13 protein-coding genes and 1 pseudogene are annotated in these 18,458 nt (G+C 29.7%); 1 reads left to right on the top strand and 13 read right to left on the bottom strand.

Annotated elements, in window-relative coordinates; genetic code table 11:
- Positions 1 to 3: 3 nt before the first annotated feature.
- Genes DP68_RS00315 through DP68_RS00305 form a run of 3 tightly spaced genes read right to left on the bottom strand, consistent with a single transcriptional unit; the run spans position 4 to position 2,805 of the window.
- Positions 4 to 1,023, bottom strand: a complete 1,020-nt coding sequence (locus DP68_RS00315; protein WP_035304667.1) for a CotS family spore coat protein — start codon at positions 1,021 to 1,023, stop codon at positions 4 to 6.
- A gap of 11 nt (positions 1,024 to 1,034) precedes the next feature.
- Positions 1,035 to 1,775 carry a hypothetical protein gene (locus DP68_RS00310; RefSeq protein ID WP_052085569.1) on the bottom strand — a complete coding sequence of 247 codons (741 nt, stop codon included), beginning with the start codon at positions 1,773 to 1,775 and terminating at the stop codon, positions 1,035 to 1,037.
- Positions 1,776 to 1,797: 22 nt separating this feature from the next.
- Positions 1,798 to 2,805: a CotS family spore coat protein gene (locus tag DP68_RS00305; RefSeq protein ID WP_035304666.1), complete on the bottom strand. Its 1,008-nt coding sequence runs from the start codon at positions 2,803 to 2,805 to the stop codon at positions 1,798 to 1,800.
- Positions 2,806 to 2,983: 178 nt separating this feature from the next.
- On the opposite strand from DP68_RS00305, the gene DP68_RS00300 reads away from it, so the two are divergent.
- Positions 2,984 to 4,102, top strand: a complete 1,119-nt coding sequence (locus DP68_RS00300; RefSeq protein WP_035304663.1) for a glycosyltransferase family 1 protein — start codon at positions 2,984 to 2,986, stop codon at positions 4,100 to 4,102.
- Positions 4,103 to 4,105: 3 nt separating this feature from the next.
- Here the strand turns inward: DP68_RS00300 and DP68_RS00295 are convergent, their stop codons facing one another.
- The 10 genes and pseudogenes from DP68_RS00295 to DP68_RS00255 form a co-directional block, all read right to left on the bottom strand.
- The gene (locus DP68_RS00295) at positions 4,106 to 5,377 is read right to left on the bottom strand and encodes an extracellular solute-binding protein (protein ID WP_035304661.1); all 1,272 of its coding nucleotides are present in this window, start codon (positions 5,375 to 5,377) and stop codon (positions 4,106 to 4,108) included.
- 30 nt (positions 5,378 to 5,407) lie between these two features.
- A complete protein-coding gene (locus DP68_RS19400) occupies positions 5,408 to 5,545 on the bottom strand; it encodes a hypothetical protein (RefSeq protein WP_291546756.1) in 138 nt (45 codons plus the stop codon).
- 78 nt (positions 5,546 to 5,623) lie between these two features.
- The gene (gene larB / locus DP68_RS00290) at positions 5,624 to 6,385 is read right to left on the bottom strand and encodes a nickel pincer cofactor biosynthesis protein LarB (RefSeq protein ID WP_035304660.1); all 762 of its coding nucleotides are present in this window, start codon (positions 6,383 to 6,385) and stop codon (positions 5,624 to 5,626) included.
- The gene (larE, locus tag DP68_RS00285; RefSeq protein ID WP_035304659.1) at positions 6,378 to 7,193 is read right to left on the bottom strand and encodes an ATP-dependent sacrificial sulfur transferase LarE; all 816 of its coding nucleotides are present in this window, start codon (positions 7,191 to 7,193) and stop codon (positions 6,378 to 6,380) included. The genes larB and larE overlap by 8 nt, the downstream gene beginning before the upstream one ends.
- A gap of 1 nt (position 7,194) precedes the next feature.
- Positions 7,195 to 8,396 (bottom strand): annotated as a pseudogene (larC, locus tag DP68_RS00280) (nickel pincer cofactor biosynthesis protein LarC).
- Between the two features lie 69 nt (positions 8,397 to 8,465).
- Positions 8,466 to 9,071: a DNA-3-methyladenine glycosylase gene (locus DP68_RS00275; protein WP_035304658.1), complete on the bottom strand. Its 606-nt coding sequence runs from the start codon at positions 9,069 to 9,071 to the stop codon at positions 8,466 to 8,468.
- Between the two features lie 69 nt (positions 9,072 to 9,140).
- Positions 9,141 to 11,474, bottom strand: a complete 2,334-nt coding sequence (locus DP68_RS00270) for an ATP-dependent Clp protease ATP-binding subunit (protein ID WP_035304657.1) — start codon at positions 11,472 to 11,474, stop codon at positions 9,141 to 9,143.
- A gap of 146 nt (positions 11,475 to 11,620) precedes the next feature.
- Positions 11,621 to 12,949 carry a VanW family protein gene (locus tag DP68_RS00265; protein ID WP_035304654.1) on the bottom strand — a complete coding sequence of 443 codons (1,329 nt, stop codon included), beginning with the start codon at positions 12,947 to 12,949 and terminating at the stop codon, positions 11,621 to 11,623.
- A 163-nt stretch (positions 12,950 to 13,112) separates the two neighbouring features.
- Positions 13,113 to 14,180, bottom strand: coding sequence for a mannose-1-phosphate guanylyltransferase (locus DP68_RS00260; protein WP_035304652.1), 1,068 nt, complete (start codon positions 14,178 to 14,180; stop codon positions 13,113 to 13,115).
- Between the two features lie 105 nt (positions 14,181 to 14,285).
- Complete coding sequence (locus tag DP68_RS00255) at positions 14,286 to 18,374, bottom strand: AAA domain-containing protein (protein ID WP_035304650.1); 4,089 nt, start codon at positions 18,372 to 18,374, stop codon at positions 14,286 to 14,288.
- Positions 18,375 to 18,458 lie beyond the last annotated feature (84 nt).

Below are 18,458 nucleotides of genomic sequence, written 5' to 3'. Positions count from 1 at the left end.
CTATTAAACTAGACACACAGCTTTAAATTCATTTAAAAATTCCTGCCTAAATTCTTCCTTCTCTATTTTCTTATTTAATCTATCAATAAACACTTCATTAGTCCAGCTTTTTCTTCTTCCATAGTAATCTCTACAAATAGAATATATCTCTTCAGGAAATTTTAAAATCCCATATAATACTTTTAGTTCTCTACTTTCAATTGGGTTTATGCTCATGTATTCATTTAGTATAACCTTAGCCTTTTCTAAATCAAAAGCAAAATCTTTAATTACCTTTAATGTGAAGTTTGCTAAGTCATGTACTTTTAAATCTATCATAGCATAATCAAAGTCTATGAAGTAGGCCTCGTTATCCTTTATTATAATATTGTGATACGCTAAATCATGATGACATAAAACTTTCTTATCTTCTTCACTGCAAAGCTTGTAGTAACAAGAACCTTCAAGTATTTCTATACTCTCTTCAATTTCTTTTATATAAAAATCAACATACTTTAAAAAGTTAATATCAAATTCATTTTTATTTTCATGCATTTCAGCAATTCTCTTAAAAAACTTCATTTCATCTATTCTTCTTTTAAAGTTATCGATAAGTTTTCCATTGTTATCTTTACCTACAAGCTTACACCTAAATCCTTCCGATGCTGAATGCATTTCTGCCAATCCCCGTGCTGCAATAGAGATATCTATGGGATTATTAAAATCACATTCCATTCCCTCTACCAAATCTATTAAGCAATAAACCTGACCCTCAAAACTTATAAATATTTCTCCATCTTTACTTTGATGAAAATTCATTACCCTACTAAACTTTTTCTTTATATATTCCAAACCATTATATATAAATGTTAGCTCTTCCATACTGTAATCTATTTTCTTTAATATCTTATTTCCTTTATTTGTACTTACAAAAAATACGCTTCTAAGTGGATATATATCATATATTTCTACATCAAACTTATTAAATAATTCAGTATCTAGCGCATATCCACAAAGATATAATTTTTCATCATATACTTCCATTAATATCCCCCCTATATTAAGCTATCTCCATCCTGCCTCATAGCCCTTACTAACTTTTCAAAACATTCTTCTGGGGTTAAGTCCTTTTTTCTATATCTAGTACATATTCTTACAAAATCATAAGGATAGGACAGGAGTCCAGCAATAAAACTATAGCTATCGTTCATTAAGAATTCTATAGAACAAAACTCTCTTATAAGCTTTTGATAATCCAACTCATATTTTTTTTTCTTATACTTTCGAAGTAAATAAAAGCAATCTATTTCCACCATATCATAACTACACTTATTTAGATTTTTTATTTGTAAGATATTATCTTCCGTTAAATTTATAAAATCTTCAGTCCCTATACATATCTCCTTATTTTTCATGCTTCTTCTTATAAGATCCAAGTAGCCATTTTCATAAATAGTTTTAATCGACTTCTCTCCTCTTTCTATATAGAGTTCTACGTTATTTAAAAGAAGCATTTCAAATTTATTTTCTACCCCTTTTGATTTTAATACTTGTTCTTCTCTTTTTAACTTTTTAAGTCCTACCTTAAAATCTTCTACAAGCTTTCCTATATTATTTTCTAATCTATTTTTAAAAATTACTTGCCCTCCTATAGTTCTTTTGTGAAATTCATCTATAATCTTCATTTGTTTTATCAAGTTCTCTTCATTTATAGCTATACTAGCATAACTAAATTTGTCTACTACATCTATATTTTTATCCTTTAAATATTGTTCAAATGTAACTATAGTCATCATATTATTTATTCCACCTCCAGTTCTACTTATAACTTATAGATTTAAATTCATCTACAAAATCTTGCCTATAGTCCTTATCTTCATATATTTTAATAAGCTTATTAATAAAAAATTCCTCTCCCCAAGGTTGTTTTTCCTCATAATATTGTATCCCCAATTGCCAATAAGCTTGAGGAAATTCTATTAAGACTGCCATAATTGGAATATCATCATTATCTAATGCGTATACACCATTATAAGAGTCTAATATAAGCTTTGCATTATCCACATCCCACTTTCCATTTTTCATAACCCTTATAATTAAACTACTTAAATCATGCAGGTGGGTATCTAAAAGGCAGTAGTCAAAATCAATTATATCTATATCTCCACTTTCTTCTATGAGCACATTATGATGAGCATAATCATGATGACAAAAGCCCTTGAGCTTATATTCTGATACCATCTTTGAAAGATATTTGGTATTTGATAGGTTTCCTAATGTTTTATCTATTCTTCCCAGTTCCTCTTCCATGGATTCCAAATATAAATTATCAAATTCTGTTCTTTGAGCTTTTGAAAGTATTGCATCTTTAAATTTTAATAAATCTCCTTTTTTCTTTAAAAAATCTCTGGACCAATTAAACCATCCTGTTCTTACTTCCATTTTTTTATCCACTATAAACCCCAAGCTTTTTTTATGAAGATCTGCAAGTTTTGATGCAGCTGCCATAACATCTAATGGATTACTATAGTTACATTCCCTTGCATTTATCCAAGGAGTTAAATATGCAAAATAAGAACCTATTTGTACATACTCACCTCCATCCTTGTTTTTTATTATTGTAGGAGTGCTCTTAAATTTTTTATTTTGTAGATGCTTTATAGCTCCAATTACAAATAAAAAACGAGAAAGATTATAATTTATAACCTTCAAGCAGTAATCTCCCTCTTCCCCTGATATTTTGTATACATTTTTTATCTTTGTCATGTCTAATACATCTAAATTATATTTATCTTGTACAACTTGTTTTACATTGTCTATGTTCATACAGCCTCCTCATAATATGCATACTTATATTTTTATTATATGAATTATATGGCTTTGAGGTGACATACATATAATATAGGTTTATTTTAGCTTATAAGGCACATTTTCGTATTTTAATAATATTAATAATATATATACACATAATTTCAATCTATAAGCTTTAACAGGAGGTAGATGTATGAAAATAGCCATTGATGGAAGAGGTATAAGTTGGTATAATGGCACAGGTATAGGAACATATACTGAAAATTTAGTTAAAAATATGATCAACTTAGATAAAGAAAATGAATTTTTTATTTATTGGTGGGGAAAAAACTATGATGAATTTAAAAGAGATAATTCTCATATAATACTTAGCTCTAAAAAACATAAAAGTTTCTTTGAAAAATATTACTTTGGTGAAAATTCAAGAAGAGAAGGTATAGATTTATTTCATGTACCTCAAAATGGTATAGGCTTAGATGAAAGCATTTCTTGTAAAAAGGTAATCACTATTCATGATTTAATTCCATATATAATGCCTGAGACTGTTGGGGATGGATATTTAAACAAGTTTTTATCTTCTCTACCAAAGCTTGTAGAATTAAGCGACGGCATACTTACTGTATCCGAATACTCCAAAAAAGACATACTTAGATTTTTCCCCATTGATGAAAGTAAAGTTTATGTTACCCCCTTAGCTGCAGACAAAAAATATACACCTTTAGACAAAGAAAAGTGCAGGCAGGCTCTTGAAAAAACTTATAACATAACTAACCCATTTATATTATATATAGGGGGCTTCAGCCCAAGGAAAAACGTTAAATCCCTTATACTTGCATTTTCTAAAGTATATAATGATTTACCTAAGGAATATTCACTAGTTATTACAGGTGCAAATAAAGATAACCTAGAAGAGTTATTTAATTTAAGTCAAACCCAAGAAATATATTCAAGAATAAAGTTTACTGGATTTATACCAGAAGAGCATCTTCCTTGGTTTTATAATGCCTCTGATGTTTTTGTATATCCCTCTTTATATGAAGGTTTTGGACTCCCTCCTTTAGAGGCAATGAGCTGCGGCACTCCCGTTATAGCCTCTAATATTTCCTCTATTCCTGAAGTTGTTAGAGATGCAGGAATACTTATAAATCCCCTAAATAGGCAAGAATTAGAAGCTGCCTTATTAACAACACTGTCCAGTGAAAGCATTTTAAATGAATTAAGTGAAAAAGGATTAAAACAATCTAAGTTATTTTCTTGGCATAATACAGCCTTAGCTACATTGAATGCTTATAAAAAAATACTGGGTTCTTAAGATTTAGAACCCAGTATCTTTAAGCTTTTCCTTTAATTCTTTCTCAACATCTAAAGTATTTTCTTTTAAGTTTTTCTTTTGTTTTATAATGTCATATATATGCTTTTCGAATTCATCTTTTATATAAGGATAGTTAGCACCATACGGATTATAAAACGATTGCTTTTGTACATTACTTAAAAATTGCCATGCCTTATCTGCTCCAAAGTATTCTACGGGATTTAATACGGCCTTGCTTTGTTGAATATTTAAATTACATGGAAATATAGAGTATTGCGCAAATAAATCAAGCTGCAATTTTTCATTGTCTAATAAGAATTCAAAAAATCCATCAATTAAATTATTATACTTACTGTTATCTAATGCAATTAGATTATTTCCATTGATAGACACAAACTTATTTCCACCAGCTTCAAATGAAGGCATCGCCGCAATTTGAAACTTTCCCTTGAGCTCAGGAACACTTTCCTCTAATATCTTAAGTTCTTTATAATTTGCAATAAACGATACTACCTTGCCAGATTTTATGGAGTTTAAGGAAAACCTCTGTTTATCGTCCTTTAAAATTCCCATTTTTCTTAACTCTCTTATCAAGTTAATTGACTTCATGGATTCAGCTGATGATATATACATATTATTATTTGAGTCTATCAATACCTTATTTAATTGGCTTAAGAACATCTCATAGTAATCAATGGAGTTTCCAGATAAAAAACTATATGATATTTTAGAATCCTTTTTAAGCCTTTCATATTCATTTATGTAATCATTCCAGGTATTTATGTCCTCTATTTTAATTTTATACTTAGAAAATATATCTTTTCTATAAACCATAACATATGGATTGCTTTCTATAGGTACAGCATATATCTTTTCATTAAGAGATATATTACTCAAGGTTTCCTTTTTAAATAAGTTCTTACGACTACTTACTATACTAGTTACATTTCTCAAGTCATCCTTATATTTTTTTAGATAGTAAGGAGTGTCCCTATCTTGTATCATAAATATATGAGCCTCATTTTGCAGCTTATCTTCTATATTTAAGTCTTTCCTACTAACTAATTTTATGTTTATAGTAGCTTTAGGATATACCTTTTTAAAAGCTTGTGCCACAAACTTCATGCTAGCTTCATATTCTTCGCTACACCATATATTTATTACACCCCGTATGTTTTTAGGAGAATTAGATTCACCTATACCTTTACAAGAAGAAACACTAATAAAAAATATAAGAATTAGAAAAAGTGAAATGAATCTCTTATATCTTTTCATATTTACATCACCTTTTACAACCCTTTTAATTTATAATTTCTTTAACACTTTCATTAATACGCTAAAATTACTTCCTGATTCTTCACTTATTTTTATTAAGTGCACTTTATCGATACTTCCATTTATTAATATATCCATGCCGCCTATTTCATATCCTTTAGAAAGCATACATTTTATTGTAATCCTTTTAAGAACTTCTTATAAGTATTCCTTATATCTAGAGTTATCCTCTCCATAAATCATGAATTATATATCTTTATCACCCAATTTATTAATAATACTTGCGGAATATCCTGCTCCAAACCCATTATCTATGTTCACTACAGTAACTCCGCTTGCACAACTGTTAAGCATACATAAAAGTGCAGATAGTCCATTAAAATTTGCCCCGTATCCTACACTTGTTGGAACTGCAATAACTGGTTTATCTACAAGGCCACCTATTACACTAGCTAAAGCGCCTTCCATTCCTGCCACTACAATAACTACCTTTGCTCCTCTTATATCATCCAATCTATTAAACAATCGGTGTATCCCGGCAACCCCTACATCATATATTCTTTTTACTTCATTTCCAAAGGTTTCTGCAGTTATGGCCGCTTCTTCAGATACAGGTATGTCAGAGGTTCCTGCAGTAACTACAGCTATATAGCTTGAGCTCCTTTTTACCTCAGTTTGCATAATTCTTATTATTTTTGCCTCCTTGAAATACTGAGCTTTGTCACATATATGTTTTACTTCTATATACATTTCCTCTGTAGCCCTTGTAGCTAGTATATTATTTCCCCTTGTCATCATAAATTCTACTATGCTTTTTACTTGCTCTACAGTCTTTCCTGCACAATATATTACCTCTGGGTAGCCTACTCTAAGTTCTCTATGATTATCTATGTTTGCAAAACCTAAGTCCTTAAATGGCAGTTCCTTTAATTCATTTAATGCCTCATCTATCCCTAAATTATCTTCTTTAACCTTTAAAAGAAGTTCCCTTAACTCCCTTTCATTCATTATCCATGCCACCTTTTATATTTACATTCATGCTTCCTGTTCTATATCCTTCTAAATCTAATGTCACATATTTATAACCTACATTCTTTAAACCTTCTATTATACTTTTTCTTACGTCCTTATCTAAAAGGTTATTTATTTGTTCATTATATACTTCTATACGAGCTAAATCTCCATAACTTCTTATACGTGCACCCTTAAAACCAGCTTCAGCTAAATAATTTTCTCCCTTTTCAATTTTATTAAGCTCTTCTAATTTTATTTCTTCCCCATAAGGAATCCTAGATAATAAACAAGCATAGGATGGCTTGTCCCAAGTAATAAGCCCTAATTCTTTAGATATTTCTCTTATATCCTTTTTAGTAAGTTTACATTCTAATAATGGACTTTTTATATTAAGTTCCTTAAGGGCTCTCATCCCTGGTCTATAATCCTTTGTATCATCTAAATTGCTTCCATCTACTACATAATCTATTCCCATTCTATTTGAAAATTCTTTTATTTTACTAAATACATGTGTCTTACATATATAGCACCTATCTTCAGGATTATACTTTATCTCTTCTAGCATAGGAAACTCTAAGAAATAATGTTCTATTTTTAACTCTTTTATTATACTTTCTACTTCTTTTATTTCTCTATCAGGTATATATGGTGCCTTTACAGTTATGGCAATAACGTCCTTACCTATTGCATCTTGGCAAACCTTTAATAAAAAAGTACTATCTACTCCTCCAGAAAAGGCAACTGTAATCTTTTTAAGAGATTTTATATAGTTTTTAAGTTCTTCATACTTCTCATTATACAATTTATTCACCCCATACTTTCAAATTTTCTATTTCCATTTTTATATCCTCGTATAATGTTATAAAAGGTATACTTCTCTCTAAAGCAATTGCTTTTATATCCTCAAATTCAGGCTTGTATTTAACTAAATCTCCATCAATATAACATGCTTTTACTTTTATTTCTCCATAAGAAGTGCTTATACTTTTTATATCTCTATCTAAGATACTCTTTTCTACCTTGTATTTTCTAAATCCTATAGTTGTTGTTTCATTAAACAATATATCTGTGATACTTTTTTCTTTTTCTTCTGTATGTAATACAGATAGCTTTATAGCTGGTCTTCCCTTTTTCATAACTATAGGAGTTAAATATACATCTTGAGCTCCAGAGCTTAAAAGCCTATCTATTACATATGGATAAATCTCTGAACTCATATCGTCTATATTACATTCAGTTACAAAACACTGTTTTTTTTTTCTTCCTTTTCAGCAATAAATACTCTAAGTACATTAGGTATTTTATCAAAATCCTTGCATCCTATGCCATAACCAACCTTTAATATCTTAAATTCCTCTCTATCTGTAAACTGTTTTACTAAAGCTTTTAATATGGCAGCTCCAGTTGGGGTAGTTGCTTCAAAAGGCACACTTCCCTTTCTTATTGGTACATCCTTAAGTATTTCTACCGTGGCTGGCGCAGGTATTGGCAGCACTCCATGAGCGCAATGAACAAATCCACTACCTACCTCTACAGTAGAACAAAATATTTCTTCCACATCTAAGTAATCACAGCATATTGCTGCTCCAACAATATCTATAATAGAATCTGTTGCTCCAACTTCATGAAAATGAACTTCATATAATTCCTTATTATGAACTTTAGCTTCTGCTTCTGCTACTATCTTAAATATATTTAAACTTAAGTTTTTTACTTTCTCTTTAAGATCACTATTTTTTATTATATCTTCTATATCCCTTAAATTTCTATGATGATGGTGATTATGTTCATCATGATGGTGATGAGAGTTTAAATCCACATTTACCTTGGTTCCTGATATTCCATTTTTAACTTCCTTAGTTATATTTAATTCATATTCATCATTTATATCAAGTTTCTTAAGTTCTTCTACAAGATATTCTTTAGGAACTCCTAAATCCATCATAGCCGCTAAATTCATATCTCCACTGATTCCTGAAAAGCAATCATAATACAGTATATTCATAAATTCCACCCATCCCTTTATCTATAAAAATTAAATATTTTAGTATATTATAATTTTACCACATTTTACTTATTTAGATACATATGGATTTCCCGAAACAAAAAATCTCCAAGGGTAATGCTTAGCTTCCTCAGCATAATCAATCCCAATTCTAGAGGATTCTCCAATTTCAAATTCTTCTTTGTTACCTTCTTCTATGTATATCCTATCTCCTAATAAATCCTCACCATTCATGCTCCTATCAATATTGAAAGCCATACATAATTTAGAAGGGCCGCTGGTTAAGTTAATTATATCTCTTTTCTTTAGTTCATCATAGTTCTTATTAAACCTTCTTTTACTCATAATTTCTTTTCCTTGTAAAGGCTCAACAGCTCTTATTAATACTGCCTGAGCTATCCCTTCCTCCCTTGATACTACATTCATACAATAATAAAGTCCATATATGAAATACACATAAGCAACTCCAGGTTTTCCATACATAACCTCCACTCTTTTGGTTCTACGGCCACCATAGCTGTGAGCAGCCTTATCTTCTAGCCCCATATATGCTTCTACTTCTACAATCTTCCCTGAAGTTATTATATTATTTTCAACAGTGACTAAGTTTTTTCCTAAGAGCTCCTTTGCTACTTCTAAAGTATCTCTATTATAAAATTCTCTTGACAGCTTCATGCAAAATATCCTCCTTTAAAGTTTACAGCCTGGTATTAAAATACCAGGCTGTAAACTCAATTAAAAATTTTATAAAACGTTATTTATTATTATTTTATCTTTTTCTACACCTAGATCTATAGTTGAGCCTTCCTTAATACGTTTTTGGAAATAAGCCTCTGTTATCTCATCTTCTAAATATCTTTGAATTGCTCTTCTTAAAGGTCTCGCTCCATATTTTTCATCATATCCCTTTTCAAGAATAAGATCTTTAACATCCTGATTAACCTTTATTTGTATATTCTTTTCAAATAGCTCTTCTTCCACCTCTTTAATCATTAAATCTACTATTCTATATAACTCTTCTTTTGCAAGCGGTTTAAATACTATTGTTTCATCTACCCTATTTAAAAATTCTGGTCTGAAAGTGTCTTTAAGTGCATCTCTTACCTGAACCTCTAAAGCTTCATAATCACTACTGCCAAATCCTATTTTGCTTCCCTTAAAATTTGTTCCTGCATTGGATGTCATTATAATTACCGTATTATCGAAGTATACAGTTCTTCCTTGACCATCTGTAAGCCTTCCATCATCCAATATTTGAAGTAACATATTAAATACATCTGGATGAGCCTTTTCTATTTCATCCAATAGCACTACAGAATAAGGCCTTCTTCTAACTTTTTCTGTAAGCTGGCCCCCCTCATCATATCCAACATATCCCGGAGGTGCTCCTATAAGCTTTGACGAAGTATGCTTTTCCATATATTCAGACATATCCACTCTAATTAACGCTTCCTCGCTTCCAAATAATTCAGAAGCCAATGCCTTTACAAGTTCTGTCTTTCCTACCCCTGTAGGCCCTACAAATATAAAAGACGAAGGTTTTTTCTTTTTCTTAAATCCTAGTCTATTTCTTCTAATAGATTTTGCCAAAGCATTTACAGCTTCTTCTTGCCCTATTACTCTTTCATGAAGCTTATTTTCTAAGTTTAATAATTTTTCTCCTTCGTTTTCCTTCACCTTATGAATTGGAATTTTTGTCCACGCCTCTATAACAGAAGCTATGTCTTCTATAGTTAACTCCGCACTATTGCATTCATCTTCAATTCTCTTTAGTTTTTCTTTAATTCTAAACTCCTGTGTTTTATATTCAGCTGCCCTTTCATAATTTCCATTGCTAGCTTCTTTCATTATTTCTTGTTGTATTTTTTGAAGTTCTTCCTTTAAAGATTTTACTTCCATAATACCTTTATTTTTTAAGTTTGCTCTAGAGCTAGCTTCATCAATTACATCTATAGCTTTATCAGGAAGATATCTATCGTTTATATATCTTTCGGAAAGTTTTACAGCTTCAATTATAACATCATTACTTATATGAACTTTATGATAATCTTCATAGTATTTCTTTATACCCATTAGTATTTCTATAGCTTCTTCTATAGTTGGCTCTTCTACGAGTACAGGTTGAAATCTTCTTTCAAGCGCTGAATCCTTTTCTATTTGTTTTCTGTATTCCTCTAAAGTAGTTGCTCCAATAACTTGTATTTCACCTCTGGCTAATGCGGGCTTTAATATATTAGCAGCATTTATAGCTCCTCCCTGAGCTTCTCCTGCCCCCATTATATTATGAATTTCATCTATAACTAATATAATATTTCCTTCTTCTTTAGCTTCATCAATTATACTTTTCATTCTTCCTTCAAATTGTCCTCTAAATTGAGTTCCTGCAACTACTGCTGTAAGATCTAATAAATATACCTCTGCATCAAATAGCTTTGCTGGAACTTCCTTTTTAGAGATTCTAACTGCTAATCCCTCTGCTATTGCAGTTTTACCTACCCCAGGTTCTCCTATAAGTATAGGATTATTCTTAGTTCTTCTATTAAGGATTTGAATTACCCTATCTATTTCCGCATTTCTTCCTATTACAGGATCAACCTCACCATTCTTAGCTCTTTCATTAAGGTTTATACCATACTTATCTAAGTTATTTCTTTTCTTTTTAAATACATTATTTTTCGTCTTTATATTGCTTTTATTTTCATCATATTCATAGTCCTTGCCATCTTCAAAACCCCTAAACATATTCTTAATTTCATTACTCTCAAATACATCCTTTGATTCATTTTTCTCTAAAGATGTTTCATTGCTTGCGGTTAAACTATTTATTATATTATTAAACATATCATTATTAGCAAATTCATTTAAATCTACATTTTCAAGCATACTATTTAACTGCTCTGTATAACTCTCCATATCATCTGAACTAATTCCTGTAGATTCTAAAAGTTGGTTTAATGCTGGAAGGCCCATCTTTTTAGCACAGTCTATACAGACTCCCATTATTTGAGGCTTTCCTCCTTCTATTTTAGAAGTAAATATCGTGGCTACATTTTTATGACATATTGAACACAATTTCATAACATCATCTCCATACTCTATAATGTCTTATATCCTATAAGTTCATGTAAATATAGTATATCATAATTAAATATTATTATTTTACAAAATTTATGAATTTATTTTAACCATTATAATAACATAAAATAACTAGCTTTGACAGCTAGTTATTTTTTTATTCCTACCTTTATAACTTCATTTGTCATATCATAATTATCATTTGAAATTAGCTTTTTGTTTGTTATTTTACCAGATTTTTTTTCAACAATATACACCTTTACCTTATATCCTATGTGTGGTTTTTGTTCTTGCTTTTTTATTCCTAAATTAAGATTTGGATCTTCTCTATATATAGTTTTAGGTATAGCTTTTTCGTATATTTCATTTACTAAATCATACTTCATATTATTTAAAGAAGAGTTTGAATATACATTAAATTTTACTGTACCCTTAGAAATTATTCCTTCTATATAAATTGGATATTTTAAAGTATTTTTAAATTTATAATCTATTGCTTCAGAAACTGTTGCATCAAATCCAGGTTGTATATAAAGTGGAGCTAATGTGTGATTACTTCTTTCTAAAGACATAATGTTTAATCTTATTATTGCATTATAAAGTGTAGTAGATACCTGACACACCCCCCCACCGTCACCTTTTTCTAGCTTGTTGTCTATAATAATCGGTGCTTGTTTATAGCCTCTTTCCGGTGTTCTCTTACCAACTATTTTATTAAAACTAAAGGTTTCTCCTGGCATAATTAATGCACCACTTATAGCCTTTGTTGCCAATCCTATATTATATACCCTTTCTGCTTCAGTTATGCTATATTTAGTCTCATAAGATGAAATGATTGCATTCATTGTTGAAAGCTGCGCCTTGGTAATAGCCGGGGATATATCCTTAACTTCTGCATTTATAATACTATTATCTTTATTTTTTATTTCAGTTAAGATATCTTTATGTAGCCTTTCCTTATTTAATTTTCTTCCGGCAATATGGTCATTAATTATAAGCTTACCCGACTTTACACCTTTTACTGAAGCATTTTTTTCTTTTTGATTTACTTCCTTTTCAATTTTATTCAACAAGTTATTTATTATATCTTTATTGAAAGTCTCTGTAGTACTAAATTTTCTCTCCTTAGAACTTTTTATCAACTCTGCTTTCTTTGCTGGACTTAAATCTCTAACATAGGAAAATGCCTTATCTACTATTTCTTTAATATTATTATGACTTTTTAAATCCTTTGTATTTAAGATGTACTTTTTATTGTTAGCATTTATTATTATCTGTTTATCAGGAACTATACTCTTACTTTCCAATATTTCTATGGCTTCTTTCTTTGTCCTTCCTGTCATATCTATATCATTTATAACTATCTTAGGATATACTTTATCCTCCACGTGACTTAAAGATGAACATCCCCAAAAACTTATAACAATTAATAAATTTATTATAACTATTATGAGCGATACAAAACTTCTTTTTATCATCTATCCATCACTCCTTATATTCAATTTTATATTATACTTAGTATGTGTACTTTTTTTATTCTTATCAAATGAAAATATATACAATTTTATAATTTGAAATAAAACATAAAAGATCTTCTATATGATAATCAAACTACCCCTATAGAAGATCCTTATAATAAATCTATATATAGTGTTTAAATTCATTATCTTTTTTCAGTTCACTTACTAAATATTTTATCTCCTGATCCTTATTTTTATCCATTACAAGCAGTACATCCCCAGCATCTACTATTATTAAATCCTTTACTCCAAAACCTATGACAAGTTTTTCTCCACCAAGCACTATACAATCTTGACTTTGATCCATGTATATATTTCCGCTTATATTATTTCCACGGAAATTCTTTAAAAATCGTGCAAGTGACATAAAGTTGCCTATATCATCCCAGGCAAATTCACATCTTATAACAAATGCCTTCCTAGTTTTTTGCATTATCCCAAAGTCTACTGAAATTCCATCAATTAAGTTATATTCTTCCTTTACCACTTCGTCTTCCTGTTCGGTATCTAATGCAGAATATATATTCATCATACTTTTATACATTTTAGGTAAATACTTTTCCATTTCCCTAAGATAAATATCTGCTCTCCAAATAAACATACCGCTATTCCACAAATACGTACCTTTCATTAATAAATCTTTAGCCACCTCTAAATTAGGCTTTTCTAAAAATCTCTCTACCCTATACGAAGGTATTCCTCCAATAATTCTCTCGCCTATTTCTATATAACCATATCCTGTTTCAGGTCGAGTTGGTTTAACTCCAATTGTAACTAGCCCTCTTTTTCTTTCTACAATTTCTACAGCTTGACTCAAAGTATCTGTAAACAGTTTTTCATTTTCTATATAATGGTCTGAAGGAAGCACCATCATTATTGCATCTTTATCTTTTTTTAAAAGCTTTACTGCTGAAAGTCCAATGCAAGTTGCAGTTTCTTTATTTGCAGGCTCTACAAATATATTTTCTTTATTAATATCTGGCAAATCCTCATACACCTTATTTAAATATATCTCATTAGTTACTACATATATATTCTCTTTATTTACTAAAGGCTTTATCCTGTCTACAGTATTTCTTAAAAAGCTCTTATTATTTATTATTTTTAGAAACTGCTTAGGATTACTTTCCCTTGATAATGGATATAGCCTTGTTCCTTTTCCACCAGCTAAAATTAATGCATATAACACAAAAACCTCTCCGTAAATAAGTGCTTTAATTCTATAGTATGAATCAAAGCACTTATTTGTGAACAACCTCTCTTTATGATTCTGTAAAAGTTTTATAAAATCTATTTACACAACTCTAAGGCCATCGTGTTTTATATACTTCTTGGTATCTTCTAAGGAGTTTTTTGTTATAGTGAAACCTTGTAACCTCTTTAATAATGCAGGTATCATCTTATCTGGATATCTATAAAACTTACTTCCTCTTACTTTTATAACATTCCACCCACATTCCGTTAGTTTCAGCTGCATATTATAAAATTCGTGGTAGTTACTGGTATACTCGCTCTTTTCATCTTGACATAATATAGCCACCTTATCCTGTCCATTTTCTAGCACTAAGTCTATGGCATAATTCCCCAACGGTATATTTGATAAGGGATTAAATCCCTTACTCTTCAATATTCCATATATGTCTTTTTGTAATGTAGAATAAAATATATTATCTATGACCTTTTCTTCTCTCTTATATTTTTCATAGTTTTTGCAATAATCTAAGAGTTTATATCTTACGCATTCCTTATTCAAATCTTCTAAATCTACAGAATGAAATACCCACATTTGATTTCTAGCCCTACTTGTAGCTACATTAAATCGTCTTATATCCGATTCACGATTAAGTACAGTGTATTTTACATTATTAGCCACTACCATAGAGAGAAACATTATATCTCTTTCATCTCCCTGGAAAGAATAAGCATCACCACATACTATTTTTCTTTTAAGAATTTCTTCCTCACCGATTTTATCTCTTAAAAGGGCTTGTATAAATTCTGTTTGCACATCCCCAAGTAGAGATATTACCCCTATGGACATTCCATTGTATATTTTATCATTACATATTTTACATATCCTATCTACTATGGCTTCTGCCTCTATTATATTAAGAGGTCTATTTTTTTCTCTAATCCCATTTACCTTAACTGCACATACAGGTGGGTCAAACTTTTCATTTTTATGAGCAAACCTTAATGTTGTTATCTCGTTATTATAACAAAGCTTATTACTAAATTGTATTATCTCTGGTACTGATCTAAAATGTTCCCTTAATACTACCCTATCAGGAAACACCCTGAGTGCAGTATCATATAAACTTGTACTTAAATCAAACCATTCTTTATTAGGTATATTTCTTAGATAAGCCCTTATATATTTTTGTACCTCACCATGTGATATTCCCACAACTTCTGGGCTTATTTGCTTATCATCTCCAACTATTATAGCCTTCTTAGCCCTCATAAGAGCACATAGGGTATAAATATTACTCTGACTACTCTCATCACAAATAATAACATCAAATTGTTTATCTGAAAGCTTTACATTTTCTAAAAGCCTATTTAAAGGCATAATCCATACAGGTATAGCTTCCTTACAGTTCTCCATTTCCTTTTGTGCAATTTGTATATAATCATTTACAAACTTACCCGTTCCTTTTCCAATTCTTTTTACTGCCTGAAGCCATGAAAAAAGACTCCTCTTTCCTTCTTCTGTTATACTACATATCTGTCTAAACCAAGTTTCTTTATAAACAATCTGCCTAATTAATACCTTTTCTTTTTGTTTTTCCTCTTGTAATCTTCCTTCTAGCCATTCCTCATTTTGCTTCCATACTCCCTTAAGAAGGCTATCCCACTCTTTCCACTTCCAGGCATTATTCCAGCTTTTCATATTTAATGATTCTTCTGTAGTTAACTTTATATATAATCTAGGACATACTCCCTTTATCTTATATAATATTTCATTTATCCCATTTAACTTATTTCTTATAATTCTTAGCCTCTCTACTTCTTTAAAACTTTCTTGAAGTTTTAAAGCATCTCTTTTTTCTAGGGCTTCACATAGAATAGTGAAATCAGAACTATTCATAATTCTTATAATACTATCTAAGAAAATTTCAATTTCCTGCAACTCATATACCTCTTTAATTGACTTGCAACATTCTTTTATATTTAATAAATCTTCTCTATCGTTTAAATCAATATCACTTGGAATAACGATTGCTCCAAATTTTTTTATTATATTTGGTTTTATATTATTGGTCCACTGACATAAGTTTTCTATTTTATATATATACCTTTCTGCTTTTATTAAATCTTCTTCCTTTTCAGAAATGCCACATATGTTTTTATAGCTTTTAAAGGTACTATTCCAAACTTTTGTAACACCTTTAATTATTTGCCCCTTTTCAAAATATAATTTTAATATTGTAGCTTGATATATATCACTTATTGGATTACCATCTACTAAACATTTATCAACAACATATTTCTGTGATTTATTTTTTAATGCAAACCACTTACTAATCTTACCCTTCTTATCTAATTCATTAAATACTATTTGAAAGTCCTTTTCTAAATTGGACAGATCAACTTCCTTTGGAAGCGTTATGCAGTGCTCACTTAATTCCTTTCTTATAACACTTATTCTCTTTATATAGCTTTTCCACCTTAATAAAAGATCTATTGAGGAGTCTCTTAATAAAGCACTATTGTTAAAGTCTCTTACAAAACTATCTAATTCTCTCTCCTCACATATATTAAGCTTGTTATATCCTTCTTCTAATAGCTGAATAAGCTCTTCATAATCAAATCCTTTGTTATCAGATATGTTCCATTTTTCTAATGCTTTTTTATTGTAATCATAATTACCTTTTAATTCTTTATACTTAGTAAATACATTATAAAGCTCCTCATAGCTTGGCATCTTATCTAAAATAGGTAATACCTTACTAATCATTTCCCTTTCTTTATTTGGGACTTCATTTAAAAATTCTATTACCTCTTCAAATTCACTTTCTGAAATTGGGGATTTTATATGAGAGTTTATATCATCTTCTATCCAAGAATATTCTTCTTCATTTTCTTTAAGCCATTTAGATATCTCCATTATGCTATAATCTCTTCCATGATATGAAATAGTGGCATTTTCATTTTTCCATATATATTTAAGTTTATCTATTATATTATCTTGATTTCTCTTACATTCATTTAATTTAATCCTTAATACTCCTATCTCTTGCTGGAGTTGTACTGGATTTATGGATAAATTATCTGTAATATTCTTTACAGCATTCTCAAGGTTATCCATATCCTTATTTTCATTACCTATAACACTCATACATAGTGAACTTATTTCTTCAGGAATCATATTCTTTAATGCTTTAAGTGCTCTATCGGTTTCACTAGTAACTAACACACTTTTCCCATGAGCCAATAAGTGACATATAAGGTTTGCTATAGTATGACTTTTACCTGTCCCTGGAGGTCCTTGAACTACTAGTCCAAAGTTATTTAATAGTCTAGTTGCTATTTCCTTTTGTTCTGTATTATATGGAAGAGGAAATAATAAATCCTTCTCTAAATCCTTCCATTCCTCTTTTTCACTATCTGTATGCTCTATCTTCTCATTTGTAACCAACGCCTGTATAGTTTTTGGTATTTCATATCCCTTATCTATTTGCTCAAGTATGTGATTTATTTCCTCATTCCAGATTTTTAAATCATATTCTCTAACTATAATAGCAATTTTATTTAATACATTTACATTAGAAGTTACTTCTATATTTTCTTTAAATACCTTTTCATTACACACTTTAAATTCTTTATCATTATCCACAGATAATATGTTTATTATAGGATCATAATAAGTATTAATATATTCCAAATCACTGACTTTAACATTTTTACTTCTTACTTCTTCCTGTATTTCTACAAGTTTAGAGTAATTATGTATATTAAGCCCTTCTAGAAAGCTAGTATCTATATCCATATTACCCTTACTTTTTAAACAAAATATTGCCTTTTCTACTTTAAACTCCAGCTCTAACGGCATAGAAAACATTGTATGCACTATAGTTTCTTTTTCTTTTATCCATGTAATAAGTCCTTTACCTAAAATAATTTCTAGATTCTTTGATTTGTTTTCAATTTGCTGATGTAAATTAAAGAAATAACCATATAGTTCTTTATCCGCTTTACTTATTTCTAATATACAACCTTCATCAGTACTTATCTTGCATCCAGTATGACTTAAAAGCTCCTTTTCAAAAAATACCCTTTCATACTCCCCTATGTGCCTTATCCTTTTTTCTTGAGATTTTTTTAAATTTCCTAGGTAATTAAATACATTTCTTACCTTTTCTCTTGTGTTTAAACTCATAACTTTTACCCCCATAATTTATACTAGATGCTTGTCCTTGCTATAAACTATAAGTATATTACTTGTATGTTAAATTATAACACC

The sequence above is a fragment of the Clostridium sp. HMP27 genome (assembly GCF_000765165.1).
In the GTDB taxonomy this organism is placed as follows: domain Bacteria; phylum Bacillota; class Clostridia; order Clostridiales; family Clostridiaceae; genus Clostridium_AK.
Note: the sequence above shows the minus strand (reverse complement) of the source record. Positions and strands in the feature narration are given on the sequence as shown.